The sequence below is a fragment of the Pseudomonas sp. FW300-N2F2 genome, assembly GCF_017351655.1.
Classification (GTDB): Bacteria; Pseudomonadota; Gammaproteobacteria; order Pseudomonadales; family Pseudomonadaceae; genus Aquipseudomonas; species Aquipseudomonas fluorescens_AA.
Genome location: NZ_JACNDQ010000001.1, coordinates 2,609,059 through 2,635,143 on the forward strand (window position 1 = coordinate 2,609,059; position 26,085 = coordinate 2,635,143).

At 62.3% G+C, this 26,085-nt stretch carries 24 protein-coding genes; 13 read left to right on the plus strand and 11 right to left on the minus strand.

Features of this window, described 5'->3' with window-relative positions; genetic code table 11:
- Positions 1-49 precede the first annotated feature (49 nt).
- Positions 50-991 carry a helix-turn-helix domain-containing protein gene (locus J4E63_RS11395; protein ID WP_060742711.1) on the plus strand — a complete coding sequence of 314 codons (942 nt, stop codon included), beginning with the start codon at positions 50-52 and terminating at the stop codon, positions 989-991.
- Between the two features lie 117 nt (positions 992-1,108).
- On the opposite strand, the gene J4E63_RS30875 is transcribed toward J4E63_RS11395, so the two are convergent.
- A complete protein-coding gene (locus J4E63_RS30875) occupies positions 1,109-1,231 on the minus strand; it encodes a hypothetical protein (RefSeq protein WP_257720542.1) in 123 nt (40 codons plus the stop codon).
- Here J4E63_RS30875 and J4E63_RS11400 point away from each other — a divergent pair.
- From J4E63_RS11400 to J4E63_RS11420, 5 genes are all read left to right on the plus strand, one after another.
- Positions 1,230-1,898 (plus strand): GntR family transcriptional regulator, encoded by a 669-nt coding sequence (locus J4E63_RS11400; RefSeq protein WP_207282016.1) that lies wholly within the window; start codon positions 1,230-1,232, stop codon positions 1,896-1,898. The genes J4E63_RS30875 and J4E63_RS11400 overlap by 2 nt on opposite strands.
- Positions 1,899-1,974: 76 nt before the next feature.
- On the plus strand, positions 1,975-2,781 hold the full coding sequence (locus tag J4E63_RS11405; protein WP_207282017.1) for an ABC transporter substrate-binding protein: 807 nt from the start codon (positions 1,975-1,977) through the stop codon (positions 2,779-2,781).
- 12 nt (positions 2,782-2,793) lie between these two features.
- On the plus strand, positions 2,794-3,570 hold the full coding sequence (locus J4E63_RS11410; RefSeq protein ID WP_060742708.1) for an amino acid ABC transporter permease: 777 nt from the start codon (positions 2,794-2,796) through the stop codon (positions 3,568-3,570).
- Between the two features lie 2 nt (positions 3,571-3,572).
- Positions 3,573-4,352 carry an amino acid ABC transporter ATP-binding protein gene (locus tag J4E63_RS11415; protein WP_192260755.1) on the plus strand — a complete coding sequence of 260 codons (780 nt, stop codon included), beginning with the start codon at positions 3,573-3,575 and terminating at the stop codon, positions 4,350-4,352.
- Between the two features lie 65 nt (positions 4,353-4,417).
- Positions 4,418-6,028, plus strand: a complete 1,611-nt coding sequence (locus J4E63_RS11420; RefSeq protein ID WP_207282018.1) for a gamma-glutamyltransferase family protein — start codon at positions 4,418-4,420, stop codon at positions 6,026-6,028.
- Positions 6,029-6,048: 20 nt separating this feature from the next.
- Here J4E63_RS11420 and J4E63_RS11425 read toward each other — a convergent pair whose 3' ends face one another.
- The 3 genes from J4E63_RS11425 to J4E63_RS11435 form a co-directional block, all read right to left on the minus strand.
- The gene (locus tag J4E63_RS11425) at positions 6,049-7,065 is read right to left on the minus strand and encodes an NADP-dependent oxidoreductase (RefSeq protein ID WP_192260757.1); all 1,017 of its coding nucleotides are present in this window, start codon (positions 7,063-7,065) and stop codon (positions 6,049-6,051) included.
- Between the two features lie 99 nt (positions 7,066-7,164).
- Positions 7,165-7,953 (minus strand): SDR family oxidoreductase, encoded by a 789-nt coding sequence (locus tag J4E63_RS11430; protein WP_207282019.1) that lies wholly within the window; start codon positions 7,951-7,953, stop codon positions 7,165-7,167.
- 77 nt (positions 7,954-8,030) lie between these two features.
- On the minus strand, positions 8,031-9,125 hold the full coding sequence (locus tag J4E63_RS11435) for an alkene reductase (protein ID WP_207282020.1): 1,095 nt from the start codon (positions 9,123-9,125) through the stop codon (positions 8,031-8,033).
- Positions 9,126-9,293: 168 nt separating this feature from the next.
- Between J4E63_RS11435 and J4E63_RS11440 the strand changes: the two genes are divergently transcribed.
- Positions 9,294-9,881 (plus strand): TetR/AcrR family transcriptional regulator, encoded by a 588-nt coding sequence (locus J4E63_RS11440; RefSeq protein WP_207282021.1) that lies wholly within the window; start codon positions 9,294-9,296, stop codon positions 9,879-9,881.
- Positions 9,882-9,897: 16 nt separating this feature from the next.
- Here the strand turns inward: J4E63_RS11440 and J4E63_RS11445 are convergent, their stop codons facing one another.
- The 6 genes from J4E63_RS11445 to J4E63_RS11470 all read right to left on the minus strand — a co-directional run bounded on the left by J4E63_RS11445 (position 9,898) and on the right by J4E63_RS11470 (position 16,735).
- Positions 9,898-10,890, minus strand: a complete 993-nt coding sequence (locus J4E63_RS11445; protein ID WP_207282022.1) for a LacI family DNA-binding transcriptional regulator — start codon at positions 10,888-10,890, stop codon at positions 9,898-9,900.
- Between the two features lie 76 nt (positions 10,891-10,966).
- Positions 10,967-12,469, minus strand: a complete 1,503-nt coding sequence (locus J4E63_RS11450) for a glycoside hydrolase family 32 protein (RefSeq protein ID WP_207282023.1) — start codon at positions 12,467-12,469, stop codon at positions 10,967-10,969.
- A complete protein-coding gene (locus tag J4E63_RS11455) occupies positions 12,466-13,605 on the minus strand; it encodes an ABC transporter ATP-binding protein (protein ID WP_207282024.1) in 1,140 nt (379 codons plus the stop codon). The genes J4E63_RS11450 and J4E63_RS11455 overlap by 4 nt, the downstream gene beginning before the upstream one ends.
- 32 nt (positions 13,606-13,637) lie before the next feature.
- Complete coding sequence (locus J4E63_RS11460) at positions 13,638-14,480, minus strand: carbohydrate ABC transporter permease (protein ID WP_060742699.1); 843 nt, start codon at positions 14,478-14,480, stop codon at positions 13,638-13,640.
- Entirely contained in the window at positions 14,477-15,439 is a 963-nt protein-coding gene (locus tag J4E63_RS11465; RefSeq protein ID WP_060742698.1) for a carbohydrate ABC transporter permease, read from the minus strand. Before J4E63_RS11465 ends, J4E63_RS11460 begins: the two co-directional genes overlap by 4 nt.
- 21 nt (positions 15,440-15,460) lie before the next feature.
- A complete protein-coding gene (locus J4E63_RS11470; protein WP_192260764.1) occupies positions 15,461-16,735 on the minus strand; it encodes an ABC transporter substrate-binding protein in 1,275 nt (424 codons plus the stop codon).
- Between the two features lie 170 nt (positions 16,736-16,905).
- On the opposite strand from J4E63_RS11470, the gene J4E63_RS11475 reads away from it, so the two are divergent.
- Positions 16,906-18,462 carry a carbohydrate porin gene (locus tag J4E63_RS11475; protein ID WP_207282025.1) on the plus strand — a complete coding sequence of 519 codons (1,557 nt, stop codon included), beginning with the start codon at positions 16,906-16,908 and terminating at the stop codon, positions 18,460-18,462.
- Between the two features lie 534 nt (positions 18,463-18,996).
- On the opposite strand, the gene kdgR is transcribed toward J4E63_RS11475, so the two are convergent.
- Entirely contained in the window at positions 18,997-19,779 is a 783-nt protein-coding gene (gene kdgR / locus J4E63_RS11480; protein WP_060742695.1) for a DNA-binding transcriptional regulator KdgR, read from the minus strand.
- Positions 19,780-19,932: 153 nt separating this feature from the next.
- Between kdgR and J4E63_RS11485 the strand changes: the two genes are divergently transcribed.
- The 5 genes from J4E63_RS11485 (at position 19,933) to J4E63_RS11505 (ending at position 26,081) form a co-directional block, all read left to right on the plus strand.
- Positions 19,933-20,934 carry a sugar kinase gene (locus tag J4E63_RS11485; protein ID WP_207282026.1) on the plus strand — a complete coding sequence of 334 codons (1,002 nt, stop codon included), beginning with the start codon at positions 19,933-19,935 and terminating at the stop codon, positions 20,932-20,934.
- Between the two features lie 4 nt (positions 20,935-20,938).
- Positions 20,939-22,150, plus strand: a complete 1,212-nt coding sequence (gene manD / locus J4E63_RS11490; RefSeq protein WP_207282027.1) for a D-mannonate dehydratase ManD — start codon at positions 20,939-20,941, stop codon at positions 22,148-22,150.
- A gap of 53 nt (positions 22,151-22,203) precedes the next feature.
- Positions 22,204-23,235, plus strand: a complete 1,032-nt coding sequence (locus J4E63_RS11495) for a Zn-dependent oxidoreductase (protein WP_192260767.1) — start codon at positions 22,204-22,206, stop codon at positions 23,233-23,235.
- A gap of 78 nt (positions 23,236-23,313) precedes the next feature.
- A complete protein-coding gene (locus J4E63_RS11500; RefSeq protein ID WP_207282028.1) occupies positions 23,314-24,606 on the plus strand; it encodes an MFS transporter in 1,293 nt (430 codons plus the stop codon).
- Positions 24,607-24,623: 17 nt separating this feature from the next.
- Entirely contained in the window at positions 24,624-26,081 is a 1,458-nt protein-coding gene (locus J4E63_RS11505; RefSeq protein WP_207282029.1) for a mannitol dehydrogenase family protein, read from the plus strand.
- The last annotated feature ends 4 nt before the right edge of the window (positions 26,082-26,085 follow it).

Consider the following 26,085-nt stretch of genomic DNA (forward strand, 5'->3'; position numbering starts at 1 on the left):
GAACAACGGTACCAGGCAATAAACGCAGGGCCACCGAGGAACAATGATCATGTTCGCCGAAGTCCGTACCTTCAATGATCCTCAGCAACACGCCGGTTCGATCCTGGGCTGGCAACAAGTCTATGACCAGCTCGGGCGTGGATGTCTTTCCAGCGAGCTGCGCCAGGTGTGCGCCGAACGTTTCCAGATTTTCCAGGAGGTGCTGGATAAACGCGTGGTGCAGCACGGTTGCGCGCCAAAAGGGCGCTTGTGCATCGCCATGTCGCTGGGCGGTGCGCCGGTGGTCCAGGGGCACCAGGTGGGCGCCCACAGCGTCGTGTTGTTGCGCGATGGCGAGGACTTCGTCTTGCACGCCCCGGAGGGCATGCATTTCTTCGCGGCCAATGTCGACACGGTGCGGTTCGCCAAGCTGGCGGCCTACGAACTGTCGAGCGAACAGCTCAAGCGTTTGAAAAACGTGTCCCAGGTCAGCGTGGATGAGGTGGTACTGCGCCGCGTGCAACAACGCATCCACCCACTGTTTCGTCGCCTTTTGGAACAGGCGGACGCCGTCAATCCCGCCTCGGAAAAAATCCTCGAAGACGTTCTGCTCAATGCCTTTCTCGACCTGTTCAGCCACGCCTCGGACGAGGTGCGTGGCCGACGCGGCAACTTTGCCGTCAGTGCCTACCTGGTCAAGCGTTGCCAGGAGCTGGTCGTCGCCAGTGCCGATGTGCCCTTGAGCATTCTCGACTTGTGCGAGCAATTGCGAGTCAGCCGCAGGACCCTGCAGAACAGTTTCCAGGCGGTGACCGGAATGCGCCCGGTAGAGTACCTGCGCAACCTGCGGCTCAATGCCGTGCGCCGCCGTTTGATCACGACCCGTGCGGCGGCGCAGAACGTCAGTGAGATCGCCGTGGAGATGGGGTTTTTCCACCTGAGCCATTTTGCGTTCCATTATCGGGCGCTGTTTGGCGAGTCACCTTCGGATACGCCCAGGGCGCCGGCGTGATGAGCCGTCGTTTGCGGTGTTACCGAAGCGCCATCCTGCACCTATAAAGCGCAACCGCTGAGCTGTTTGGTAGCACACGGCTGGCCTCCCGCTTGTGGCAGGGCTCACGGCAGCCAGTCATTTTTCCTCGGTAAATTCCTTCAAATCAAACGCTTGCACGATTGCGTGAGAAGTTGGCACGCATTCTGCCTTTTTGAATCCGTGGATAATTGGATACAAAAATGCAGAAGGTGCTGCCATGCAATTTGCTCCGACATACGCTGAACGCCCGCCCATGACCGCCGAGGAGGAGGCCTACAACTTCCTGCTCGATGCCATTTGTGGCGGTCGGTTACGCAAGGGCGACCGGCTGATCGCCGAGGACATTGCCAACGAGATCGGCATGAGCCGGATGCCGGTGCGCGAGGCCTTTCGCCGTCTGGATGCTCAGGGCCTGGTGACCCTGCGGCCCAATCGCGGGGCGATTGTCAGTGGCCTGGACATCGATGAGTTGCACGAAGTCTTCGAAATGCGCAGCGCCCTGGAAGGCCTGGCGGTCCGTGTCGCGACAGCAAGAATTGGCGAGCGCCAGTTGGCCGCCTTGGAGCGCTTGCTGGACGAGATGGACGACTACCGCGAGGAAAGCGCCGAGTGGGTCAGCCGCCATCGCGCCTTCCATGAATACCTGTGCAGCCTCAGCGGTCGCCCGCGACTGCTCAAGCAGATCAGCGCGCTTTATTCCCTGATCGAAGCGCCCATGCGCCTATGGCTGCAGCATGTGGAAAAGCCGCTGAGTGCGCGTCAGGAGCACATGTTGATTCTCGATGCCCTGCGTGCGGGCGATGCCGAGAAGGCCGAGGCGGTGGTGCGTGGGCACATCGAAGGCACCGTTCCTGAATTGATCGAGTTCCTGCAATCGAAAAAATAACGAGAGCAGGCCCCGAGCCTGCCCGTGTTCTGACTTTGAGTACTGCCCGTTACCTACTGAACTGGAGTGTCTGGTCATGCATAAGCCTCGCCTGTTGGTTGCCGCTTTATCATTGAGTTTCTGTGCGCAGTGGGCGGTTGCCGCGCCCGTTGTCCCGGAGCGTTTGCTCAAAGTCGACAAACTCGTCTACTGCTCAGGCATGGATTCGCCGCCGCTGGTGTCTTTTGACGAGGCGCAGAAACCCAAGGGATTGACCGTGGACCTGGGGCTGGAAATCGCCAAGCGCCTGGGTGACAAGAAGGTGGAGTGGCGGGTCATTCCCTTTTCCGGATTGCTCCCCGCGTTGCTGGCCCGCCAGTGCGACATGATCGTCGATCAGCTGTTTGACAAGCCCGAGCGCCGCGAGGTGATCGACATCGTCAACTACATGTATTCCAGCCAGGCGGTGGTGGTGCCCAAGGGCAATCCGAAGGGCCTCAAGACACTGCCGGATCTCTCCGGGCACAAGGTCGCGGTGCTCAACGGTTCCACCATCAAGACCCTGCTCGACGCCGAGAACGAAACCCTGGCCAAGGCCGGCAAGCCGGCGATGAAGCTGGTGGTCTACAACACCGACACCGATGCCTTCCAGGCCCTGCGCATCAGCCAGGTCGACGCCTACGGCACCACCGTGGAAACCGCCGGTTACTACGCGGCCATGGCGCCCGATCTGTTCGAGGAAGGGGTGCCGGCCTTCAGCCGGATCCTTACCGGCCTGGGCATTCGCAAGGACGATCCACAACTGACCGCCGCCGTGCAGCAGGTGATCGGCGATATGCGCAGCGATGGCAGCTACAGCCAACTGCTTGGCAAATGGCATGTCGCCAGTGACACACTTGATTGAGGTGAACCATCGATGAATTTCAATTGGGATGTGTTCTGGCAGTACCTGCTGCAGCCCAGTGGGGTTTATCTCACCGGGCTCTGGCTGACCTGCCTGATCAGTGTGCTGGCGATGCTGCTGGGCTGTGCCCTGGGGCTGGCCGCCGCGTTGCTGCGGTTGTCGAGCAACCCGTTGCTGCATTTGCCGGTGCGCTTTTACGTGTGGCTGATGCGCGGCACGCCGTTGCTGGTGCAGATCGTCTTTCTCTACACCGCGCTGGCCGCCGGCGGGATTTTCCGCTTCGAAGACATCGACCTGTTCGGCCTGGTGATCCCCGGCAATATCCAGGCGGCGATCATCGCCCTGGGCCTCAACGAGGGGGCCTACATGGCCGAGATCATACGCGCCGGCATTGGCGCGGTGGACAAGGGCCAATACGAGGCCGGGCGCTCCCTGGGCATGACCTTCGCCAAATTGATGCGCCGCATTGTCCTGCCTCAGGCGTTCCGGGTCATCGTTCCGCCGCTGGGCAACGAGTTCAACGTGATGCTCAAGAACACCACGCTGGTCAGTGTGATCGGCGTCCAGGAACTGTTGCTCAGTACCCAGATGGTCACGTCGGCGACGTTCCGGGTGTTCGAACTGTACCTGGTGGTGGCGATCTACTTCCTGTTACTGACCACGTTGTGGGGCTTTTTCCAGCGCTGGCTGGAGACCCGTTTCGGCCAGTCGGATCGGCCTTCGTCGCCACCGCCGGCGTCGACGCGAATGTTCGGTCGCAGCACCTTGAATCTGCTGAGGGCACGTTAACCATGGCGCATAAAAGCGAAGAGCTGATCATCGAGGCGCTGGATGTTCACAAGTCCTTCGGCGAGCTGCAGATTCTCAAGGGCATTTCCCTGCAAGTGCGGCGTGGCGAAGTGGTGGTGCTGATCGGTGCGTCGGGCTCCGGCAAGACCACTTTCATTCGTTGCATCAATCTGTTGGAAGACATCCAGGGCGGACGCATCCGCGTCAATGGCCGGGCCATGGGGTATCGCGAGCGGGCCGACGGCAGCCTGGTGCGTGAGTCGGAGCGCAACATCGCCCGGCAGCGGCGGGACATCGGCATGGTGTTCCAGCGCTTCAACCTGTTCCCCCACATGACCGCCCTGGAGAACATCATCGAGGCGCCCATCCAGGTGCTCGGGGTGTCGCGTGCCGCTGCGTTGGAACAGGCCCGCGGGTTGCTGGAGCGGGTCGGCCTGGCGGACAAGGCCGATCACTACCCGTCGATGCTCTCCGGCGGCCAGCAACAGCGGGTGGCGATTGCCCGGGCCCTGGCCATGAAACCCCAGGCCATGCTGTTCGACGAGCCCACCAGCGCCCTCGACCCGGAGACCGTCGGCGAGGTGCTGCAAGTGATGAAGGAGTTGGCCGAGGAGGGGATGACCATGGTCGTGGTGACCCACGAGATGGGCTTCGCCCGGGAAGTGGCCGACCGTGTGGTGGTCCTGGACCAGGGCGAGCTTATCGAGCAAGGGCCGCCGGAGCAGATCTTCTGTCACCCCATTCACCCGCGGACCCGGGCTTTTCTCAGCCGGGTGCTATGACCCCTGCAAGGTTGTCTAGCCCCCTGAGTCCGGTCAATCAATTCCCGTATTGAAGAGTCTTCGCCATGCTGACATTTTCTGCCCACGAATACCCTTATCCATCCCAGCGCCAGAGCGTTTTCGCCCGTCGGGGCATGGTCGCCGCGTCCCAGCCCCTGGCGGCCCAGGCGGGCATCGAGATCATGCAAAAAGGCGGCAATGCCATCGACGCCGCCATCGCCACGGCAGCAGCGCTGACGGTGGTGGAGCCCACTGGCTGCGGCATCGGCGGTGACGCCTTCGCCCTGGTCTGGTGCAAGGGCCAGCTACACGGCCTCAACGGCAACGGTCATGCGCCGGCGGCCTTGAGCATCGAGGCGGTCAAGGCCGCCGGTCATGGGCAGATGCCGATCCATGGCTGGACACCGGTGACCGTTCCGGGCTGTCCATCGGCTTGGGCGCAGTTGTCGCAGCGCTTTGGCAAGCTGCCCTTTGCCGAGCTGCTGCAACCGGCCATCAGCCTGGCCCGGGACGGCTTTGCGCTGTCGCCGGTGGTTGCCCATCAATGGCAGATCGCGCTGAACGAGTTCACGCCCCATCGCGATGCCGCCCTGGAGGCCTGGTTCGAGACTTTCCTGATCGAAGGCCGGGCGCCCCGGGCCGGGGAGATTTTTCGCAACCCGGCCCAGGCGCGCACGCTCCAGGAACTGGCCGACACCGGCTGCGAAAGCCTCTATCGCGGGGCGTTGGCCGAGCGCCTGGACGCCCACTCCCGGGCCAGCGGCGGCTACCTGCGTGCCTCGGACCTCAGGGATTATCGCGCCCAGTGGGTCGACCCGATCCACGTCAATTACCGAGGCGTGGATGTCTGGGAAATCCCGCCGAGCGGGCAGGGCCTGGTGGCCTTGATGGCGCTGAAGATTCTGGAAGGTTTCGACTTCGATCAGCGTGACAGCCAACAGACCTGGCATCGTCAACTGGAAGCGATGAAGTTGGCCTACAGCGACGGCCTGCACTACATCACCGACCCCCTGCACATGCGCGTGGCGGTGGCTGACCTGCTCAGCGATGACTACAGCGCCCACCGGCGCGGACAGATCGGTGAACAGGCCCGACCGCCCAAGCCCGGCGACCCCCACGCCAGCGGCACGGTGTACCTGGCCACCGCGGATGGGGAGGGCAACATGGTCTCGTTCATCCAGAGCAACTACCACGGGTTCGGCTCCGGCGTGGTGCTGCCCGACAGCGGAATTGCCCTGCAGAATCGCGGGCAGGAGTTCAGCCTCGATCCGAGCCACGCCAACTGCCTGGCCCCGGGCAAGAAAACCTTCCACACCATCATTCCCGGGTTCCTTACCCGTAATGGCGAGCCCCTCGGCCCCTTCGGCGTGATGGGCGGCTACATGCAGCCCCAGGGGCATGTGCAGATGGTCATGAACCTGGTGGATTTCGGCCTGAACCCGCAAGCGGCCTTGGACGCACCGCGTTGGCAATGGCTGGGAGACATGAAGGTCGGGATCGAACACGGGGCTTCACGGGACCTGGCCAATGCCCTGGCGCGACGGGGGCATGAGGTTCAGATCGCCAGCGACCTGACCGACTATGGGCGCGGCCAGATCATCCTGCGCGACCCGATCAGTGGTGTGCTGTGCGGCGGGACCGAGCCCCGGGCGGATTCGCATATTGCTGTGTGGTGATGAGCTCAGGCAAACGGTTTTCACTCATCGGCTATTCCTGAGTGGATCTTGATGACGACCTTGCCCTTGGACCGTCCTTGCTCGACATAATCCAGGGCATCGGCCGTCGCGTCGAAGGCGAAGGATCGGTCAACCACCGGCTTGATGCTGCCGGACTCGACGAGGGTGGCGATCTCGCGCAGTTGAGGACCACTGGCGCGCATAAACACGAAGGCGTAGCTCACACCCGTTCGGCGCGCCTTGCGGCGTATGCCACTGCTCAGCAGGCCCATGATCAGCCGCAGCGGCCAGGAAAATCCCTGGGCCTGGGCGAACTGTGGGGTGGGTGGTCCCGAGATGGAAATGAGTTGGCCACCGGGTTTGAGGATCTTCAGCGACTTCTCCAGTTCATCGGCGCCCAAGCTGTTCAACACGACGTCATAGTCCTGCAGCACGCTTGAGAAATCCTGCTGTTTGTAATCGATGACAACGTCCGCTCCCAGCGCCTTGACCCAAGGCACATTGGCGGTGCTGGTGGTGGTCGCAACGAAGGCACCGAGGTGTTTGGCCAGTTGGATGGCGAGGGTGCCGACGCCACCTGAACCGGCGTGGATGAACACCTTTTGGCCTTTCTTTACCTGGGCGGTTTCAACCAGCACCTGCCAGGCCGTCAGGGCGACCAAGGGCAGGGCGGCGGCTTCCTCCTGGCTGACGTTCGTGGGTTTCAGGGCCAGGGCATTTTCGTTCACTGCAATCTGCTCGGCGAAGGTGCCGATGTGCCCGTCCGGGACGCGGGCATAGACTTCATCCCCCGGTTTGAAATGCTCGACACGGGATCCCACCCGCATCACGACCCCGGCCACGTCATGCCCCAATACCAAGGGAAACGAGTAGGGCAGGATCAGCTTGAATTCGCCTTTGCGGATCTTTGAGTCCAGGAGGTTGACGCTGGCGGCATGCACGCGGACCAGAACATCGTGGTCAGCCACTGCTGGGGCCGGTATGTCGCCCATACGGCCACTGTGCTTGGCGTAGCGGTCGATTAAAAATGCCTTCATGGTGCTTTGCTCTCATAAGGGATGCTGCGGACGGGTCACCCGGCCAGGCATCCAGGAATGCCAGCGCTGTCCTTCGCGCTGGCGCCCGCTGAACGATGATTACGCCAGGTCTTGATAGCGCTCGGCAACCTGGGACTGCTTGATTTGCCCGAGCAGGCCTTGGCGCGCCGCCTGCAAGGCATCCCAGCGTGCCTCTTCCTGCAGCGGCGGGATGGTCACCGGCTCGCGACGGTCAAAACCGACCAGCGCGGCGTCGACCAGGTCACCGACTTCCATGACTTCATTCAAGGTGTTGATATCGATGCCCGCGCGCTCCCAGATCTCGGTACGGGTAGCGGCCGGCAGGACGGCTTGCACGTAGACGCCTTTAGGCGACAGTTCCAGGCTGAGTCCTTGGGAGAGAAACAGCACGAACGCCTTGGTCGCGCCGTAGACCGACATGCCGAATTCCGGTGCCAGGCCGACCACGGAGCCGATGTTGATGATCGCACCGTCACCCGCCTTGACCAGGCGTGGGGCGATGGCGCTGGCCAATCGAACCAGCGCGGTGGTATTGAGCGACACGAGGTTCGCGACGCTGTCGGTCGACTGCTCGATGAAGGTGCCGGACTGGGCGGCGCCGGCGTTGTTGACCAGGATACCGATGCTGGCGTCGTCCCGCAGCCGGGCTTCGACAGTCGTCAGGTCGCTGATCTGGGTCAGGTCGGCCTGGAGAATGTCGACGGCAACAGTGTGTTCGCTGCGCAGCTTGGCGGCCAGGGCTTGCAGGCGCGCGCCGTCGCGGGCCACCAGGACGAGATTGTGGCCGCGTTGCGCAAAGCGCTGGGCATAGACTGCGCCGATGCCGGTGGAGGCGCCAGTGATGAGAACGGTTGTGCGAGTGTCCATGGGTGATTCTCTTCTTCAGGGATTGATGAGTGAATCGCGCGCTGTTGTCCAGGCGCTCAGTTGGGGTCGGGGCAGTGTTACCGCGCGCTGGATTGCGCGAGCGTTGGGTAGTCGATGTAGCCCGCCGCACCGCCGCCGTAGAGGGTGGCGGGATTGAACGCCGACAGCGGCGAGCCGGTTCTGAGTCGCTCCACCAGGTCTGGGTTGCCAATGAACGGCCGGCCAAAGGCGATCAGGTCAGCCTGGTCTTCGGCGAGTCGGGAAGTGGCCAGGTCCAGGTCGTAGCCGTTGTTGGCGATGTAGGTGTTATTGAAGCGCTGGCGCAACGCGGCGAAGTCGAAGGGCGCAACATCGCGCGGCCCGCCCGTCGCGCCTTCGACCACGTGCAGGTAAACGATGTCCAGGGCGTTGAGCTGGTCGACCAGGTAGTCGAACTGGGCTTGTGGCGCGCTGCTGGACACGCCATTGGCCGGCGACACAGGCGAAATGCGCAGGCCGGTGCGTTCGGCGCCGACTTCTTTCACGACGGCCGCGGTCACTTCCAGCAGCAGGCGAGCACGGTTTTCAATCGAGCCACCGTAGGCATCGGTGCGCACGTTGGCGCCGTCCTTGAGGAACTGGTCCAGCAGATAGCCGTTCGCGCCGTGGATCTCTACGCCGTCAAATCCTGCCGCGATGGCGTTCGCTGCCGCCTGGCGAAAATCGTTGACGATCCCGGGCAATTCGCTGATGTCCAGCGCTCGCGGTTCGGAAACGTCCTGGAAACTGTTGTTGACGAACACCTTGGTCGCCGCACGCAAGGCGGAGGGGGCCACGGGCGCGGCGCCGTTCGCTTGCAGGTCGACGTGGGAAACCCGCCCGACATGCCACAGTTGCAGGAAGATCCGCCCGCCTTTGGCATGCACGGCATCGGTCACCTTGCGCCAGCCGTCGATCTGCGCCGATGTGTAGATCCCGGGGGTGTCCTGGTAACCCTGCCCCTGCTGGGAAATCTGTGAGGCCTCGGAGATCAGCAGGCCGGCGGACGCTCGCTGGCTGTAGTAAGTGGCCGCGAACTCGCTCGGTACAAAACCTTGCCCCGCACGGTTACGTGTCAGCGGTGCCAGGACCACTCGGTTGGAAAGCGTGAGACTACCCAGCTTGTGAGATGTGAACAGATTCTGATCGGTCATGGCGTCTTGTTTCCGTGGGTTTGGATAAGAATTGCGTGCAACCTGCCGAGGTGAGCGCGGCTTTTCATTAGGATGATGACCGAAATCTAAACTGTCAATGAATTTGATTATGCTCGACATCTATGTATGATGTGAGCGTGATTTTCGAGCGGCACGAGGAGTTAAAAAATGCGGGTAACCAAGGCCCAGGCCCAGGCAAATCGGGAGCACATCGTCGAGACGGCGTCTGTCTTGTTCCGCGAGCGAGGCTTTGACGGCGTGGGTGTGGCGGATCTGATGGCGGCCGCCGGTTTCACCCATGGCGGTTTCTACAAGCATTTCGGCTCCAAGGCCGACCTGATGGCCGAAGCGGCCGCGCGCAGCCTTGCGCAATCGCTGACCAACAACGCGGGTCTCGATGTGCCTGGGTTCGTCAATCTCTACGTGTCCCGGGATCACCGTGACGCCCCGGGCGGTGGTTGCACCATGGCGGCACTGTGCGGGGACGCTGCCCGTCAATCGCCCGAGCTGAAGGCGACTTTTTCCAGCGGCATCGAAAATATGCTGGCGGCGCTCGCGAGTCGGTACGAGACCGGGCAAGACGCGCCGCAGGCAGAGGTCAGGGCGAAAATGCTCGACATGTTGGCCCATGTCGTCGGCGCGATCATGTTGTCGCGGGCCTGCCCGGACGATTCCGCCCTGGCTGATGAAATCCTCGAGGTCTGCCGCGCCCGGATCATCGCATCACTGCCGCCATCGCCCGCGCAGCAGCCTTGACGGATACCGGTTGGCCTTATAGCGACGCCCTGACCACCAGTGGGCAATCCACCGGCTGGGCGCCCGTCAGTTCGAGGGTCTCGATCAGGTGCCGGGCCGCCTGGCGACCGATCTCGTAGTAGGGCAGTTGGACCGTGGTCAGCGGCGGCATGAACAGTTCGGCGATGCCGATCATGTTGTCATAGCCCAGCACTGCGACATCGTCAGGAATTTTCAAGCCGCGACCCAACAGCAGTTGATAGGCGCAGAAGGCGATGCGGTCGTTGCCACAGACCAGGATGTCGAATTGCGGACGGCCGTCGACGATATGCCGGTCGAGAATGGCGGCGGTTTCACCGTAGGCATCGTGATCGGAAAGGTCGTATTGCAGGAGTGCTTCAGGCGCCAGCCCGAATGCCTGGCAGGCGCGTTGCAGCCCTTGTTGGCGCAGATTCCAGGCGACACTTTTCCTGGGTAAGTTGATACACAGCGGGCGCCGATAGCCTTGGCTCAAGGCATGATGCGCGGCGCGGTACTGCCCGGCTTCATCATCCGGCACGTAGCTGACCAGTTGGCTGTCATCGGCCAGGCAATTGGCGAGTACCAGCGGCTTGCTCTTGAGTCGCTCGGGAATGCTCACCTGGCGCAACCCCATGGCACTGAAGATCAACCCGTCGGGGCGATGCGACAGCATCAGGTCGATGTTCTGGTCGGTGGGCGGGTTGCTCAGCAGGTTGAGGATGAAGACGTTCCAGCCAGCCTGCTGCGCGGTCTGTTCTATGGACAGCAGCAACTCGACGGCGAACGGCGTGGTCGCGGTGTCCAGGGCGAACACACCGATGGTGCGCGCCTGCAAGTTGTCGCCGCGCATCCTGCGCGCCGACAGGCTCGGTACGAATTGCAGTTCATCGATGGCGCGGCGTACCCGCTGAAGGGTCTCGGGGCTCAGTTTTTCCGGCGTGTTGAGCGCGCGCGAAACCGTCATCAGGGATACGCCGGCCAGCTGTGCAACGTCTTTCACGGAAGTCATGCGAAGTGCGGCCAGTCAGGTTGACGCAGAATCATGACACAGCGTCCGGGCTTCTCGCGACTACGAATGACGCGACTCACAGCCAACCCGAGGCCAGGGGCCAGGCGTTGGAAATGGCGACGTGCCCGCCCGTCCCGCTCGCCAACAGCTTCACCCCGAGGCTGTCGGGCCGCGGATAGAGACGACTGCTGAGGCTGAAGCGGCCGCTTTGTTCAAACACCTCGATGGAGGAACGATCGAGAAACACCCGCAGATGCAGTTGCGTTTGCGCCGGCTCTATCGGCACGCTGCGCTGGCCGCTCACTTGCGCACCCGAGCGGCTGCGATCGAGCACCAGGCGTCGCAGTGACGCGTCGTAATACAGCAGGGTCTGTTCCTGCTCATCGGCACTGCAGCGCAAGGCAATGCCCAACTGACCTTCGGTGCAATCGAGCAGGTCCAGATGCACATGGATCTCCAGTCGGTCGCCACTCACTTGCGGCACCCAGCGGCTGCCCGACTCACCCCACGGCGCAATGTTCGGCAACGGCGCCTGACGCAGCGCAACCAGTTCCCGCGCCGGAAACACGCCGAGGCGATCGCCCTGCAGTTCCAGCTCCCGTGGCAAACCGAGCATGCCGCACCAGTGATGGGCCTGACTCGGCATCGGGCTTTCCCACATGTCCAGCCAGGCCCACACCAGGCGCCGGCCATCAGCGGCCACCAAGGTTTGCGCGGCATAGAAATCGTGGCCGTTATCCAGCTCGATGAACGGCCCGCCGCTGAAGTGCCATTCGCTGTCGAGGTGGCCAATGCGATAACCGGTCTGATACTTGTTCAGCCGTTCGTAACCCGTCGATTGCATGCCTTGGGGGGAGTACAGCAGTACGTCGCGCCCGTCGAGGCGAAACAGGTCCGGGCATTCCCACATGTAGCCGTCGCCGTCAGTACCACTGGACACGTAATCGAGAAATTCCCAAGTGCGCAGGTCCGTGGAGCGATACAGCGGCAGCAGCGGCGTGTCGCCCAGGCGCGCCCCGGCAATCAGGTACCAATAACCATCCTCCTGCCAGACCTTGGGGTCGCGAAAGTGCATGATCGCCGCTTGCGGCGCGTCCTCGATGACGGCGCCATGCTTGACGAAGCGGACGCCGTCGACACTGGTGGCCAGGCACTGGACCTGGCGGATCAGGCGTTCGTCGCCCACCTCCCCCAGCCAGGTGTGCCCGGTGTAGATCAGCGCCAGGGTGTCGCCACACACCACCGCGCTACCGGAAAAACAGCCGTCGCGGTCGAAATCGTCACCCGGTGCCAGGGCAATGGGCAGATGTTGCCAATGAACCAGATCGGCGCTCTTGGCGTGGCCCCAGTACATCGGGCCCCATTTGGCGTCGAAGGGGTGGTGTTGGTAGAACACGTGGTACTCGCCCCGAAAAAACACCACCCCGTTAGGGTCGTTCATCCAGCCCGTTGGCGGGGCCAGATGATAGTCGGGTCGATAGTCGTGGATCAGGCGAGACAGGCCATCACGCAGGGCCTGCTGCGCATGTTCGAGAGAGGCGGGCATCGGATTGCTCAGGCTATTCAAGGATAAAGTCATAGGGCGCCCGCATGGGTCGGGCGCAGGGCGACGTCATCGGGCAGGCGGTCGATGGCGTGGCGCTGCAACGCCGTGCCGTGTGTGTCGAACACATGCAGATTGTCGATATCCAGTTGCAGTTCGACCCGATCGCCCACTCGCCATCCGGCGTTGACCTCACAACGACAGACCATGGGGTCGTCCTGGCCGGTGTCGAGGTGCACATAGGTTTCACTTCCCAGGTATTCGACCCCGCTCACCACGATGCCGGCCGCTCCCTGGGCCGCCTTGAGAGCGATATGTTCCGGACGAATCCCCAGGCTCAGTTGCGTATTCGCCGCCAGCCCCGAGCTGTCGAAGGGCAGGGACGTCATGCCCAGCACCAGGCTTTCAACCTGGCTGGTTTCGCCTGGCGCATGCAGGAACGCGGCAAGGAAATTCATCCTGGGTGAGCCCAGGAAACCGGCGACAAAGCGGCTGGCCGGACGCTCATAGAGTTCCCGTGGCGAGCCGACCTGCTCGATGCGGCCGCCATTGAGCACGACAATCTTGTCGGCCAGGGTCATCGCTTCAACCTGGTCGTGGGTCACGTAGATCATGGTCGAGCCCAAGCGCCCATGCAGCCGGGCGATTTCGTTGCGCATCTGCACGCGCAGGGACGCGTCGAGGTTGGACAGTGGCTCGTCGAACAACAGAATGTCCGGCTCCCGCGCCATGGCCCGGCCCATGGCCACGCGCTGGCGCTGGCCGCCCGACAGTTCCCGTGGCTTGCGTTGCAGCAGTTTGTCCAATTGCAGGATCTGCGCGGTTTTCAGCACCCGCTCGCGCAGGCTGGTCTTTTCGGTCTTGGCCAGCTTGAGGCCAAAGCTGATGTTGTCGTAGACGCTCATGTGCGGGTACAGCGCATAGGACTGGAACACCATGCCGACGCCACGCTCGCGCGGCTCCAGGTCGTTGACCCGGCGTCCGTCGATCAGCAGGTCGCCGTCACAGATCGAATCCAGCCCGGCGATCAGCCGCAGCAGGGTCGACTTTCCACAGCCCGAAGGGCCGACGAAGACCACGAATTCGCCTGCCGAGATTTCCAGGCTGACGTCGCGAAGAATGCGTGCGCCGCCCAATTGTTTGTTCACGTTGTCCAGCTTCAACTTGATCACGATGCTGTTCCTTTTTTTGTCTGTGTTGGGCCTCAACCCTTTAACGCACCGGCAGTGAGGCCGGAAACAATGCGGCGCTGGAAGATCAGCACCAGAATCACCAAGGGCACCGTGACCAGCACCGACGCCGCCATCAACAGGCCCCAAGGCAGCTCATGGGGACTGCCGCCGGAAATCAGCGCGATGGCGACTGGGACCGTGCGTTGCGAGTCGGTCAGGGTGAAGGTCAGGGCAAAGAGGAACTCGTTCCATGCGGCGATGAAGGCCAGAAGGCCGGTGGTGACCAGTGCCGGCCAGAGCAGCGGCAACAGCACGCGGGTCAGCGTGACCCAAGGTGACGCACCGTCCATGATGGCGGCCTCTTCCAGCTCATGAGGCAGTTGCCCCATGAAGGTGGTCAGCACCCAGACGGTGAAGGGCAGGGTGAAAATCGTGTAGCTCAGGATCAACGCCCAGGAGGTGTTGTACAGGCCCAGGGCACGGATCACCTCGAACAGCCCCGACAGTACCGCGACTTGGGGAAACATCGAGACGCCCAGGACCATCATCAACACCGGACCGCGCCCGCGAAACTTCACCCGGCCCAAGGCATAGGCGGCGGTCAGGCTGAGGAACAGCGCCAGCGCGACCACGCACAGCGCAACCACCAGCGAGTTGCCGATAGCCCGCAGGAACGAGGCCTGGTTGAGCACGGCGGCGTAGTTGGAGAAGTCGGGCTGGTCGATCCAGTAGCTCACCTGGAACAAGGCGCTGGACGGTTTCAGCGACGTTACGATGGCGTAGTAGAAAGGGAAGACCGCATACACCAGCAAGATTGCGATCAGGCACCAGAACCCGAGGCGCAACAGGGCTTTTTTCAGTAGGCGCGGGCTCATGAGCGGACCTCCAACTGACGGCGTCCGAGGTACAGATAAACCATGGCGATCACCGCGACGACCAGGAACAGCAAGGTCGAGGCGGCGCTGCCATAACCCACGTCCTGGAATTCCACCAAGTGCTGGCGGGCATAGACCGACATGCTCATGGTGCTCGACGAGTTCGAGGTCAACACATAGATCACGTCGAAGACCCGCAGGGAATCGAGGATCCGGAAGATCGCCGCCACCAGCAAGGCCGGCATCAGCAGCGGCAGGGTGACCCGCCAGAACACTTTCACCGGGTGGATGCCGTCGACCCTGGCAGCTTCGTAACAGTCGCTGGGCAGCATCTGCAAGGCCGCCAGCATCAGCAGGGTGACGAAAGGCACGGTCTTCCAGACGTCGACGATGATCACCGCCCACATCGACAGGTCCGCGTCGGCGGTCCAGGCCAGGGGCGCGTCGATCAGGCCGAGGCCGAGCATCAGGTGATTGATGATGCCGAACTGGTCGTTGAGCATCCATGACCAGATCTTTGCGGAGACGATGGTCGGGATCGCCCAGGGGATCAGGATCAACGCCCGCACCAGGGCGCGTCCGCTGAACCGGACGTTGAGCAGCAACGCCACCAGCAGCCCCAGGACGATTTCCAGTCCCACCGACACCACGGTGAAATGCAAGGTGTTGCGCACCGCATTCCACCACTGTGGATCGACGAGCAGGCCTGACCAACCGGCACTGCTGTGGAACAGATAATTGCTCAAGCCGACAAAGGTTGCATCCCCCGTATCGGCGAGGCTGGCGTCGGTCAGGCTGAACCAGAATGTACGCAACAGCGGCCAGGCCGCCACCAGCGCCAGGCACAGCAGCATCGGGGTCAGGAACAGCCAGGCGGCGCGAACGCGACGGCGTTGTACCGGCGTTTCCCGGGCGGGCAGGTACTCGTCGTCGGGGACGAGTGTGGTGGAGACAGACATGGTGATTTCCTTCCTTGTGGCTTACCAGTTCCGGCGTTTGATCCGCGTGAGTTCGCTTTCCAGCTCGGCCAGGGCCTGATCCACCGGTCGCTCGCCCGCCAGCACGCCGTGCACTTGATCGAAGAAGGCATTGGAGACCCGTGGATAGCGGTCGGCAGTGATCGAGGCGGGGCGCATGACCCCATCGTTGAGAATGCTGTGCAGTTGGCTGTAGTAAGGCATGGCCGCGAGCAACTCGGGATCCTGGTAGAGCGATTCGATCACCGGGTTGTAGGCGCCGACCAGGGCACGATGTTTCTGTTGTTGGGCGCTGCTCAAGTAGCTCACCAGTTCCGCGGCAAGCTTGGGGTTGGCGCTGTAGCGCGACACCGCCAGGCCCCAGCCGCCGAGGGTGGACGCGTGAGTACCCATCGCGCCGCCGCGGGGCAGGGGCGCGACGCCGACCTTGTCTTTGACGGCGCTGTCCTGGCTTTGCACCAGGGCCCAGACATAAGGCCAGTTACGCATGAACAGCGCATTGCCCGACTGGAAGACACCGCGTCCTTCTTCCTCGGTGTAATTGAGCACGCCACGGGGGGCGATGTCTCCGACCCAGCTTTTGGCCAGGGTCAACGCCGCCCGTGAAGCCTGGCTGTTGACCACGATATCGCCCTGGGCGTTGACCAGCCCGCCTTGCGGTTGGCTGCTGATCCACTCCAGGGCATTGCATGTCAGGCCTTCGTAGGCGCGTCCCTGGAATATATAACCCCAGGCATTGGCGTTCCCGGCAGCGCGCTCCGCCTGCTGGACAGTCCTGGCGGTGGTCGTCATTTCTTCCCAGGTCTGGGGCACGGGCTTGTTGTATTTCTCGAGCAAGTCCTTGCGGTAATACAGCAACCCCGAATCGGTGAACCACGGCATGGTCACCAGGCGCCCGTTCACCGTGGCGTTATCCACCTGGGCCTGGAAATACCCCTGGGTGGCGTCGGCCGCAAGCACCTGGCGCAAGTCCAGCAAGTGTTTGGCCAACATTCCCGGCCACACCATGTCGATCTGGATGATGTCGATATCGCTGGATTGCGCACTGAGGATCTGTTGGTAGAACGACAACCGCTCGGTCGCCGAGTTAGGTGTGGAAACCACTTCGACACTGTTGCCGGTCTGCTTCGACCACGCTTCGACGGCCTCTTTGCACAGTTGCAGTTCGGCACCTACGGCACCACAGGAAATCGTCAGGTTGGCGGCAGTCGACAGGGCTGGAAACCCGACGCAAAGGCCGAGCAGCGCCGCTGGAAGGAGCGATTTGAGCTGTTTCATAAAGCCCTCTTTATTTTTGTTTTTAGAAAAGTTAACGTTAACATCGCCAAATGTAGCAGCGTATTTGCGATGAGGCATCCTTTTTTTCCTCTGCTTTGACAATTCAGAACCTGGGCGGAAAAGGCTGGTCGCGGCAACAGAACAATAAAAACAAAACAGGGAAAATCCACATGCAGAAAGCATCAAGCTGGCTACTCGCAAGCGTGCTCGGCGCCTCGGCGGCCACCTCTCAGGCCGCGACTCTGGAAGAGCGCATGGCGGCGTTCGAAGCCCGTGCCAGCGCAGCGGAAAAGCGTGCAGCCGCCGCCGAACAACAAACCCAGGCACTCGCCAGGGAACTGCAGCAAATCAAACTCGCCACACCTGCCGCGCAACCGACCGTGTCCGCCGTTGCGATACCCACGCTCGATGCCCGCCTGGCAAAACTCGAAGCCCGCCAGCAAAGCACGGAAAAGCAGGGCGGTAGCGCGCACCTCACTGACGGCTTCAGTTTCAAGGGCTACGCCCGCTCCGGGTTGCTGATCAATGATGGGTTGGGTGGCGGGCGCGGCGGTCCGTACACCACCCCGGCCGGTTCTGTCGGCGGCGCTGTGGGGCGACTCGGTAACGAGGACGACACCTACATGCGCATCGACCTGTCGAAAGAGCTGTACGCGCAGAACGGCACCCGCTCCAAATTCACGGTGTCCATCGCCGATGGCGTAGAAAGCTCCAACGACTGGACTGCCGAGGAAAGCAATCTGAACGTGCGCCAGGTGTTCACCGAACTCGATCACCTCGCGGCATTCAAGGGCAACTCGATGTTCGAGCATTCCACCTTGTGGGCTGGCAAGCGCTTCGACAGGGACAATTTCGACATCCACTGGCTGGACTCCGACGTGGTCTATCTGGCCGGCACCGGGGGTGGCATCTACGACGTGCAGATGACCAAGGACTGGCGCTCGAACTACTCGTTGATCGGGCGTAACTACGGGGATTTCAGTGAGGGCGGGGTCAATGCCGATGTGGAAAGCTACATCCTGACGTCCAACCAGTTTTTCGACGGCGGACAGTGGCAGTGGATGTTCAACGCCATAGGCTCGAAGAAAAACGACTTCGGCACTCGCACCAATGAAGCGGGACTGGCGCCGGCCGATTCCGGTTTGCACAGCATGGTCGCCAATCACCAGAAAACCTTTTTCGGTCGCGAAGGCTTCTTCAAGACAGCGCTGCTCTATGGGCAGGGGTTGGGGGCTGAGGTCAAGAACGTCGGCGCCGATGGCGAATTGATCGACGATGCCCGGGCTCTGCGTGTGGCACTGTACGGCGAAACGCCCCTGGCCTCCGACTGGCGCATCGGCCCGAGCCTGCTGGCCGAGCGAAGTAAGGATCGCTACGTCAAGGGCGACGACTACCGTTGGATGACTCTGAACGTGCGCTTGGCCAACGAAATCAACAGCAATTTCGAGATGGCCTACGAGATGAGTTGGCAAACCATGCAGCTCGACCCCAAGGGCTACCTGCAACGCAATGCGGTTGACGGCAACTTCTGGAAGTTCACGGTGGCCCCGACCTTCAAGCCCGACTTGGGCGATCTGCTTACGCGCCCTGAGCTGCGTCTGTTCGCCAGTGTCATGAACTGGTCGTCGGACCTGGACAGGTACAGCTCCACAGACGCCTTCGGCAAGACGGACTTCAACGCTGGCGGCACCTGGCAGTACGGCCTCCAGATGGAAACCTGGTTCTGAAACCCGCCAGTCGAGACCTGTGGGGCGGGCTTGCTCGCGATAGCGGTGGATCAGTTTGCAGCGATGTTGAATGTGTTAACGCCTTCGCGAGCAAGCTCGCTCCCACAGTTTTGCCGGGTCGTTCACAGACTTCGCCGTCACCACCCATCCTCTGTGGGAGCGAGCTTGCTCGCGATAGCGGAGGATCAGTTTGCAGCGATGTTGAATGTGTTGACGCCTTCGCGAGCAAGCTCGCTCCCACAGTTTTGCCGAGTCGTTCACAGACTTCGCAGTCACCACCCATCCTCTGTGGGAGCGAGCTTGCTCGCGATAGCGGTGGATCAGTTTGCAGCGATGTTGAATGTGTTGACGCCTTCGTGAGCAAGCTCGCTCCCACAGTTTTTTCGAGTCGTTCACAGACTTCGCCGTCACCACCCATCCTCTGTGGGAGCGAGCTTGCTCGCGATAGCGGAGGATCAGTTTGCAGCGATGTTGAATGTGTTGACGCCTTCGCGAGCAGGCTCGCTCCCACAGTTTTGCCCACGGCTTTTGCGATTAGCGTGTATGCCAGCCCAACTGGCTTGAGATCTGTTGGGTGGCTTGCATCAGTTGCTTGACGTAGTCCTGCTTCAATTCTTCCCTGAAGCGAAAGCACGGGAATGAAACACTCATCCCGCCGATCACATGGCCAAAACGGTCGCGGATCGGTGCCGCCAGGCAACGCATGTTGTCTTCGAACTCTTCATGGTCCTCGGCATAGCCTTGCTGGCGAACGGTCTCCAGTTCCTGCAGATACGCCTCGGCGCTGGTCAGGGTATTGGCCGTGCGACGCTCGAAGCTTTCCTGTGCCAGGTGGGCGAGCAACTCGTCTTCTTCGAGCCAGGCCATCAGCACCTTGCCGATGCCGGTGCAGTACAACGGCGCCCGTCGACCGATCCGCGAGTACATGCGCAGGTTGTACTTGGAGTCGATCTTGTGCACGTAGACGATGCTGCCTTCGTCGAGAATCCCCAGGTGGACGGTCTCGCCGGTCAGCTCGTTGATCCTGCGCATCCCGGGCTCCGCTTCCCGGACGATGTCCAGGTGGGGCAGGGCCTGGGCGCCCAGTTCGAACAGCCGGACGCTGAGGCGATAGCGATCCTCGGCGTCCTGCACCACATACCCTCGGGCCTTGAGCGACTGCAGGAAGCGATAGACCGTGGCCTTGGACATGTCCAGTTTGGTGGCGATTTCCGACACGCCGCTTTCTTCCGGATGTTCGGCCAGTGCCTCGAGCACGGCCATGGTCCGGCCCACCGCCGACACCAGATCGTTGTTGGGAATGACGCTGTTGTCCATGAAGGCTCCAACGTGAAAGTAAAACCCAAGGATATACGCAAGCAGAACAAAACGCTGTTTCATTTTTGCTTGACGAGGCCGGAAATCTGACTAGACTCGGGCCTTGAGATAAAAATGAAACGCCGTTTTAAAAACAATAAAGGCGCGTTGATTATGGATTTAACGCTCAACCATGGCCCGCAGACCCGCTTCCCCCGCCCGCTGAAAGTGGCGCTGGTGGGGGAGTGCATGATCGAGATGCGCGGTGAGCCGGGTACCGCGATCACGCAGACCTTCGGTGGCGATACGCTCAACACCGCGGTCTACCTGGCCCGATTGAATCCCCATGGCGCAGTGGCCGTGGACTACATGACGGCCGTGGGTAGCGATGCGTTCAGCGTCGCCATGCGCCGGTCCTGGCTGGACGAGGGGATCGGTGATGCTCATGTCCGCGTGATCGAAGACGCGCTGCCGGGGCTGTATTTCATCCAGACCGATCCACACGGCGAGCGGCGTTTCCTCTACTGGCGCGGGGAAGCGGCGGCGCGGCGCATGTTCGAGGGCCCCGAAGCCGACGCCATGCTCGATGCTCTGGCCGATTACGACTACGTCTACCTGAGCGGCATCAGCCTGGCGATCCTCACACCGGAAGGGCGCCAACGCTTGATCCAGGCCTTGCCCAGGGCTCGCCGAGCGGGCACGCGCATCGTCTTCGACAACAACTACCGTCCCCACCTCTGGCCCGATCCTGAATCGGCCCGGCAGGTCTACCGCGACCTGTTGCAGCTGACCGACCTGGCCTTGGTCACCTGGGAAGATGACGTGACCCTGTTCGGCTATCGCGACCCGGATGCTTTGCTCAGTGCCTACGCCCAGGCGGGCGTACGCGAAGTCGCCCTCAAGCGTGGCGCCGCCAGCTGCCTGATCCAGTGCCCGACAGGGCGTTTCGAGGTGCCCGCGCAAACCGTTTCCCATGTCGTCGACACCACCGCTGCCGGTGATTCGTTCAGCGCCGCCTACCTGGCCTGTCGCCTGCGCGGCGGCGATCCCCAACAGGCCGCCCGCTGGGGTCATCGCCTGGCGGCCCAGGTCGTCCAATACCGGGGCGCGCTGATTCCCCAGGCGGCCATGCCGAACATGGGCACGTCCTCACTTCCTTCTGTTGCACAGGTCTGATTTTATGAAAATCGTTGAAGCGCGCGTCATCGTCACCTGCCCGGGTCGCAACCTGGTCACGTTGAAAATCGTCACCGATGAAGGCCTCTACGGCATTGGCGATGCAACCTTGAATGGCCGCGAACTGGCGGTCGTCGCCTACCTGGAGGAACACGTCCTGCCCGCGCTGATCGGCCGCGATGCCCACCGCATCGAGGACATCTGGCAGTACCTGTATCGCGGCGCGTACTGGCGCCGGGGCCCGGTGACCATGACGGCCATCGCCGCCGTCGACGTGGCGCTCTGGGACATCAAGGCCAAGGCCGCGAACATGCCCTTGTACCAATTGCTCGGCGGCAAGAGCCGCGAGCGGGTGATGGTCTATGGGCATGCCACCGGCAAGGACATCGAAGGGTGCCTGGACGAAGTCGCCCGTCACGTCGAGCTGGGCTATAAAGCCGTGCGTGTGCAATGCGGCGTGCCCGGCATTGCCACCACCTACGGTGTCGCCAAGCGCAGCGGCGAGCGTTATGAACCGGCCGACAGCGACCTGCCCGCCGAACACGTCTGGGACACCGCCAAATACCTCAACTACGTCCCCAAGCTGTTCGCCGCCGTGCGCGAACGCTTTGGTGATGACCTGCATATCCTCCACGACGTGCACCACCGCCTGACGCCCATCGAAGCCGGGCGCCTGGGCAAGGCCGTGGAACCGTACAACCTGTTCTGGCTGGAAGACTGCACACCGGTGGAAAACCAGCAGAGCTTCCGCCTGATTCGCCAGCACACCACCACGCCGTTGGCCGTGGGCGAGGTGTTCAACTCCATCCATGACTGCCGCGAGTTGATCCAGGAACAGTTGATCGACTACATCCGCACGACGCTGGTGCATGCCGGCGGCATTACCCATGTGCGGCGCATTGCCGATTTCGCCGCGCTGTTCCAGGTGCGCACGGGCTTTCACGGCGCCACCGACCTGTCGCCGGTGTGCATGGGCGCGGCCCTGCATTTCGATACGTGGGTGCCCAACTTCGGCATCCAGGAACACATGCCTCACGAAGACCGCATCGATGAAGTCTTCCCCCATGCCTATCGCTTCGAGGACGGCCACTTCACGCCGGGCGAAACCCCGGGGCATGGCGTCGACATCGATGAAGACCTTGCCCGCCAATACCCCTACAAGCGCGCCAGCCTGCCGGTCAACCGTCTTGAAGACGGCACGCTCTGGCATTGGTGAAGCGGTTTCAACCCTTTGAGGAAACGGGGCGAGTGCCCCGTCAGGAGTGACTGATGAAAGCGTTCCAGGTAAGAGCACCCTTCGAGTTCGGGCTGGCCCAGGTCGACCAACCCCAGGTCGCCCACGGCGAGGTCCAGGTCGATGTGGCGTATGCCGGCATCTGTGGCTCGGACATGCACATCATTCATGGGCAGAACGCATTCGTGCGGTTCCCCCGTGTCACCGGCCATGAGTTTTCCGGGGTGATCCGGCAAGTCGGTGAAGGCGTCGAGCACCTGCAGGTGGGCGACCGGGTGTGCATCGATCCGGTGATCAGTTGCGGCACCTGCTATCCCTGCCGCATTGGCCGGCCCAATGTCTGCACGCGGCTGCAAGTGATCGGCGTGCACCGCGACGGTGGCTTCAGCGAGCAGGTCTGCGTACCGGCCGAAAACGCCCACCGCCTGCCCGATGCGATGTCCCTCAGCCACGGTGCCCTGGTCGAGCCTTATTCCATTGCCCTGAACGTGCTCGATCGCATGCAGCCTCACCCTGGCGACAGCGTGTTGATCTACGGCGCCGGGGTAATCGGCCTGACCCTGGTGCAAATGGCCCGGGCGTTGGGATTGACCGACATTACCGTCACCGATGTCATCGACAGCCGCCTGGAGACGGCCCGGGCGCTGGGCGCCAGCCGGACCCTCAACGGCCAGCAAGTCGATGTCGAAGCCGTCATGCGTGAGCTGACTCAAGGCGAGGGCGTGCCGTTGATTGTCGATGCCGCCTGCATTCCGGCACTGATGCCGCAGATGGTGCGCCTGGCCTCGCCGGCCGGGCGTATCGGGTTGCTGGGCTTCAATGCCACGCCCAGTGATCTGGTGCAGCTGGAAATGATCAAGAAGGAACTGACCCTGGTGGGATCGCGGCTCAACAACCGCAAGTTCCCCCAGGTGATCGAATTGATCGCCAGCGGCAAGTTGCAAGTCCAGGACCTGATCAGTCATCGCGTCACCTTCGACGAAATGCCCGGCGCCATCGACCTGATCGAAAAGCACCCCGAGCAAACCCGAAAAGTGCTGGTGGAGCTGACGAACGCCCATCACTGAGCCGTCGGTACCACCGGTTTCACCGTGCCTGTCATGGGCACCCTCACCGAATAAACACAACAAGCGGGAGGTTCCACCATGTTTGGTCAAGGACGTAGCTTAATCATCATCATGCTGTTCCTGGCTGGGGTCATCAATTACCTCGACCGGTCGGCATTGTCTGTTGCGGCACCTTTCATCCAGAAGGACTACGGTCTGAGTACGGGTGAGATGGGCATGATCTTCAGCAGTTTTTTCGTCGGCTATGCGGCCTTCAACTTCATCGGTGGCTGGGCCGCCGACCGTTACGGCGCCAAGACCACCTTGCTGCTGGCCATGGTCTTGTGGTCATTGTTCAGCGGCCTCACGGTGCTGACAGTGGGCTTCGCTTCGCTGGTGCTCATCCGGATCCTGTTCGGCATGGGCGAAGGACCGCTGAGCGTCACCACCAGCAAGATGGTGAACAACTGGTACACCCCCAAGCGCAGGGCGCGGGCGCTTGGCGCATCAATGTCCGGCACGCCGCTGGGTGGGGCGATTTCCGGTCCGGTGGTGGGCTTTATCGCCGTTACCTACGGCTGGAAGATCTCGTTCATTATCATCATGCTGATCGGCCTGGTCTGGGCGGCGGTGTGGTTCAAGTTCGTCAAGGAGCGGCCCGAAGGCGAGGGCGCCGAGGATATTCTCCGAGCCGAGGGGCAGAGCGAGCTGGCGGCACAGCCGGTGTTCCCTTTGCGGTTCTACCTCAAGCAGCCGACGGTGCTGTTCACCTCCCTGGCGTTCTTTTCCTATAACTACACCTTGTTCTTCTTCCTGACCTGGTTCCCCAGCTACCTGACCATGGCCCACGGTTTGAACGTCAAGGACATGAGCATCGCCACGGTCATTCCCTGGGTCTTGGGTTTCCTCGGCCTGGCCCTTGGCGGCTTCATCTCCGACTTCGTGTTCAAGAAAACCGGGCGGATGATGTTCTCCCGTAAAGTGGTGCTGGTGACGTGCCTGCTGGCCTGCGCTGCCTGCATCGCCTGTGCCGGGATGGTGACTACCTTGTATCCAGCGGTGATTCTCGTCGCCTTGGCGGTGTTCTTCCTTTACCTCACCGGTGCCATCTATTGGGCGATCATCCAGGACACCGTTCCGGCGGCGCGGGTGGGCGGCGTCAGTGGTTTCATGCACTTTCTGGCGAACACCTCGGGCATTGTCGGCCCGACCCTGACGGGCTTTTTGGTGCAGTTCACCGGTTCGTTCACCAGTGCTTTCCTGCTAGCGGGGCTGTTGACTGTGATCGGTGCCGTGTGTGTGGCGCGCTACGTTAAACCGCTGTCGGTGGCGGATACCGGCAACGCGGCGGCACAAAGCCCGCAGCCCGTTTCGGCCCTGGGCCGTTCCTGAACAGAAGGAGTGAGTCGATGCCTGTTGTGAAACGTGTACCTTGCACCGGCACTGCAGCGCAGATCGGTATCGTGCACCTGGGCCTGGGCGCGTTCCATCGCGCGCACCAGGCGGTCTACCTGCAACGCCATCTCAATCGCCACGGTGAAAGCGACTGGGGCGTGTGCAGCGCCAACCTGCGTTCCAATCGCACCTTGGTCGAGCAATTGCGCGAGCAGGACGGTCGCTACCATGTGGCCGAATACCGCGACCGTGAGCAAGTGACGCTGCGCGAGATCGGGGTGCTGCGCCAGGCCTTGTATGTGGGCGAGGGCGGTTTCGACCTGGAGCAGTTGCTGCAACGCATGGCGGCGCCGCAGACGCGGATCGTCACGCTCACGGTCACTGAAAAGGGTTATTGCCTGAGCCCGTCCTCGGGGCAGCTGCGCAGCGAAGACCCGGCGATTGCCCATGACCTCGCTCATCCGCAAGCGCCGCGCTCGGCCCCCGGGATCATCCTTGAAGCCCTGCGCCGGCGCCGCGCCGCGGGTGTCCCGGCCTTCACTGTGTTGTGCTGTGACAACATGCCCGACAACGGCCAACGCACTCGCCAGGCAGTCAGCGCGCTGGCGGCGTTGCAGGATGAGGCGCTGGCGCAGTGGGTCGAGCAACAGGTGGCGTTTCCCAGCTGCATGGTCGACCGCATTGTGCCTGCGATGGACGGCGAGTCCTTCCGCCGGTTGGAGCAACTGGGCTGTCACGACCCGGCGGCAGTGGTCTGTGAAAGTTTCAGCCAGTGGGTGATCGAAGATCACTTCCCCCTTGGCCGCCCGGACTGGGAAGTGGAGGGGGTGCAGATGGTGGACGACGTGGGCCCGTTTGAAACGATGAAACTGCGCATGCTCAATGGCAGCCATTCGTTGCTGGCCTATGTGGGGCTGCTGGTCGGTCACGACACGGTGTTCGAGGCCGTCAGTGACGCGAACCTGCTGCACCTGATCGGACGCTACATGGCCGACGAGGCGGCGCCCACACTGGACATGCCTGCGGGTATCGATCTTTCGGTCTATGCCCACGATCTAAAGGCACGGTTTGCCAATGACAGCCTGCAACATCGGCTGCGCCAGATCGCCATGGACGGTTCGCAGAAACTGCCGCAACGCTGGTTGCTCGGCGCGCAGCAATTGCTCGACCAGGGGCGCGGCATTGATTGTACGGCGCTGGGCATCGCGGCATGGATCCACTACTGCACGCAGCCGTTGCCCGGTCGTCCGGCGCACGTGGTCGACGACCCACTGAGCGCAACCTTTGCCGATCTTGCCGGACGATTCGAGGGCGCATCGCGGGTGGACGCCGTTCTCGACCTGCACGAAGTCTTCCCGCCGCAGCTCTCGGCTCGCGCAGTATTTCGCGACGCCGTGCACCGCGCCTACAGCGCCCTGACGCGCGATGGCGTGGATAGCCTGTTGCACACCCTTGCCGCATCCAAACGATAAAAAG